Genomic DNA, 3,782 nt, shown 5'->3' with positions numbered 1-3,782 from the left:
CTGCGGAACGCCGCCCCCACCGCCGCCCGCAGCCCCGCAAGGCGTCGCACCGCAAGGTGGCGGCGTTCCGCAGGGCGCAGCACCCAGGGCGGCACCCGGTCAGCCGGCTCCAGGCCAGCAGAGCCAGCAGCGCAACAACGGTAACGGCGCCATTGTCGGCGCGGCGGCCGGCTTCGTGGGGGGCTTCCTGGCCGCCCAGGCGGTGCAGAACTTCAATCAGGTCCGCGCCGACCGGCAGGAGTTCAACGACAACGGCGTGGCGATCATCCGCGAGCCGGGCCGCACCATCGTCGAGCAGGACAATCAGTTCTACATCGCCCATGACGAGAACGAGCGGTTCCGCGACCTCGGCTATGAGGTCGATGTGCAGCGGCAGGGCGGCTACGACGTCGCCAGCTATGACCGGCCGGACGGATCGCGCATCTTCACCTACACGGACGACCAGGGCCGCCTGATCCGCCGGGTGCGCGAATATCCGAACGGAAGCCAAGTCGTCCTGATCGACAACCGCTACACGCGCTACGACCGTAACTTCGTCGACGATGTCGTGAGCTTGCCGCCCCCGCCGCCGGCCGACCTGCCGCCGCCGGATCGGTACATCGTCGATGCCGCCGATGCGCCGCCCGCAATCGTCTACGACACGCTGGTGGCCCCGCCGGTGGCGCCGCTGCCGCGCCGCTACACGCTCGACCAGGTGCGCTACAGCCCGGACATCCGGGCCCGGATGCGCAGCGTGGACCTCAGCGCGATCAACTTCGACTCAGGTTCCTGGACGGTGTCGCCCGACCAGGCGCAGCGCCTCGCCTCCATCGCGGGCGCCATCAACGCCGCGGTGCGGCGCGACCCGAAGGAGATCTACATGGTGGAGGGCTACACCGACGCCACCGGCAACCCGACCGACAATCTGTCGCTGTCGGATCGTCGGGCGCAATCGGTCGCCGCCATCCTGAGCCGCAACTTCCAGGTGCCGGCCGAGAACCTGGTCACCCAGGGCTACGGTCAGCAATATCTGAAGGTGCAGACGCAAGGGCCGAGCGTCGAGAACCGCCGCGTCGCGGTGCGTCGCATCACGCCGCTCCTCGGCCAGGGCGCCAGCGCCCAGTAGCTTGGTGCAAACCCTTCTCCCGTGCGAACGGGGGAAGGGATCGCGGCCAAGTCCTGTCTCTCATCCGACCTTGCATCGCGAGGCGACCGCCTCCCGTTCACGCGGGAGGCGCATAAACCTGTGCGAAGAGCCCAACCTTGACCATTCGGTCATCCTGGCCTGATATGCGCGGGCTTCGTGGCCGAAGCGGAATCTTAAGCACTCGGCCCTAGGCATGGTTAAACAACCGAACGAGTGCGCATGCCGGTCCGCTTCACCCTGAACGCCATGCCCCGCTGGTCCTGATGCCGGTCGCACGCGTTCTGAAATTTTTCCTGGTCGCAGCCGCATTGTTCCTCGCGGGTTGCGCCGCGGAGCCGCAGGCCAGGCTCGCCGGCAAGCTGGCCGGTCGCGTTTGGGACCCGAAGCTCGGCGTGTGGTCGAGCCCGCAGATGGTGGCGGACGGCGAGGCCGTGCCGCGCGGCGGCGGCAGCTATCTCACGGGCCGCCCCTACGTCATCGGCGGCCATACCTATGTGCCGAGCGCCAACCCCAACGGTTACGCGGTTGTGGGCACGGCCTCCTGGTACGGCGACGCTTTCCATGGCCGTCGCACCGCCAATGGCGAGGTCTTCGACAAGCGTTCCATTTCGGCCGCCCATCCCACCCTGCCGCTGCCGAGCTATGTGCGGGTCACCAACATGGGCAACGGCCGCTCGATGATCGTGCGGGTCAACGATCGCGGCCCTTACCACGGCGGCCGCGTCATGGACGTGTCGCAACGGGTGGCGGAAGCCTTGTCGTTCCGCGGTGCCGGCACGGCGCGCATCCGCGTCGATTACATCGGCAAGGCACCGTTGTCGGGCTCCGACGACGAGACCCTGATGGCGAGCCTGCGCACCGACGGTGGCGCGGCCCAGATGCCCGGCATGTCGTCGGCCCCGACCACCCTTGTGGCGGACGCGTCGGACGAGCGGCGGGCCCCGACGCCGGCCGCTCCGTCCCCCAACCCGGTCGCGACGCGTCCCCCTGAGGCCGAGCAACCCGGTGACGCCGAAGCACCCGTCCCATCAACGCTGCTGCGTCGGGCCGCCGTGCCGGTGCCGCCGGCGCGGCCCTTCAGCGTCGGTCCGATGCCGGACCTCGACGCCGGCAGCCGGCATGGGCGTCGACGGCCCGTGCCGTCCCCCGCCACGGCCATGCTGCTGCCGCCGGTGGCGCCGCACCCGTCGCCCTTGTTGCGTCACGCCGCATCATCCCCATTGCGTCGGCAGGCATCGCTGGCGCCCCGGCGCGACACCGACGATTGAGCCGGGACGGCTTCGCTGAACAGGTCGACACCATGGCGATGATGCGCGTGGCAGGATGCGGATTCATGCGGGGGGCGCTCGCTGCGGCGGCCCTCATGCTGATGCCGGCCGCCGAGGCCGCCACCGACGACTTCCAAACGACGGCGGCCTTCGCCTATCTGGTGGATGCCGGCACTGGCACGGTGTTGTTCAGCAAGAACGGCGAGGCCCCGATGATTCCGGCCTCCACCACCAAGGTGATGACCGCCGAGGTGGTGTTCCACGAGATCAAGGATGGCCGGCTCAAGCTCGACGACACCTTTCGGGTGTCGGAACACGCTTGGCGGGACGGCGGCACCAAATCCGGTGGCTCCACCATGTTCCTGGCCGTCAACTCGACCGTCAGGGTCGAGGATCTGCTGCGCGGCCTCATCATCCAGTCCGGCAACGATGCCGCCATCACGCTGGCCGAAGGCGTGGCAGGCTCGGAGGACGGCTTCGCCAAGCTGATGAACGAGCGCGCCCGGGCGATCGGCATGGCGCACTCCCACTTCACCAACCCTTGGGGGCGCGGCGACCCCGACCACCGTGTCACGGCCAGCGACATGGCCCGGCTGGCCCAATGGGTGATCGACACCTATCCGGAGTTCTACAAGATCTTCGGCGAGCGCGACTTCACCTGGAACAAGATCCGCCAGCCCAACCGCAACCCGCTGCTCGCCATGAACATCGGCGCCGATGGCCTGAAGACGGGCGACCTGGCCGAAAGCGGCTACGGGCTCGTCGGCTCGGCGGTGCAGAACGACGAACGGCTGATCGTCGTGGTCAACGGCCTGAAGACGGCGCGCGATCGCGCCAACGAGGCCCAGAAGCTGCTGGCCTGGGGCTTCCGCACCTTCGAGGAACGCACCCTGTTCGGCCCCGGCGAGGCGGTCGGCACCGCTTCGGTGTTCGGGGGTGAACGCTCCGAGGTGGCGCTCGGCACTGCCAAGCCGATCACGGTGCTGGTGCCGCGCGGCTCGGGCGAGCGCCTCGCCGGCCGCATCGTCTACACCGGGCCGCTGCCGGCGCCTGTGCTGAAAGGCACCGAGGTGGCGCATCTCGTCGTCACGCGCGGCGCCTCCCCCTTGGTCGAGGTGCCGTTGCAGACCATTGAGGAGGTGCCGGTCGGCTCGCTCGGCAAGCGGGCCCTCGATGCTGGGTTCGAGTTGGTCGGCGGCTTCGTCCGCGAGCGGCTGGCGCGGCACTAGCCCTATGCGGCGCGGGTTTCTGATCACGCTCGAGGGCGGCGAAGGCGTCGGCAAGTCGACCCAGGTGCGGCGGCTCGTCGAGCGGCTGCGCGCTGCCGGCCGCCCGGCGCTCGGCACCCGCGAGCCGGGCGGCTCGCCCAAGGCGGAGGCCATCCGGGC

Annotated in this window: 4 protein-coding genes; all 4 read left to right on the top strand. The window is 69.6% G+C overall.

What is annotated here, in order from left to right; all coding sequences use genetic code 11:
• Positions 1–1,105, top strand: a 1,105-nt coding sequence (locus tag P7D22_RS22620) for an OmpA family protein (protein WP_319936508.1), incomplete at its 5' end; no start/stop codon positions are given.
• Between the two features lie 284 nt (positions 1,106–1,389).
• Positions 1,390–2,394, top strand: coding sequence for a septal ring lytic transglycosylase RlpA family protein (locus P7D22_RS22615; protein WP_319936507.1), 1,005 nt, complete (start codon positions 1,390–1,392; stop codon positions 2,392–2,394).
• Between the two features lie 65 nt (positions 2,395–2,459).
• A complete protein-coding gene (locus tag P7D22_RS22610; protein WP_319936506.1) occupies positions 2,460–3,623 on the top strand; it encodes a D-alanyl-D-alanine carboxypeptidase family protein in 1,164 nt (387 codons plus the stop codon).
• Positions 3,624–3,627: 4 nt separating this feature from the next.
• On the top strand, positions 3,628–3,782 hold a 155-nt coding region (locus P7D22_RS22605; protein ID WP_442916135.1), incomplete at its 3' end, for a dTMP kinase.

Origin of the sequence: Lichenihabitans sp. Uapishka_5, assembly GCF_033947565.1 — a bacterium.
Classification (GTDB): Bacteria; Pseudomonadota; Alphaproteobacteria; order Rhizobiales; family Beijerinckiaceae; genus Lichenihabitans.
This window is presented reverse-complemented; position numbering and strand designations above follow the sequence as displayed.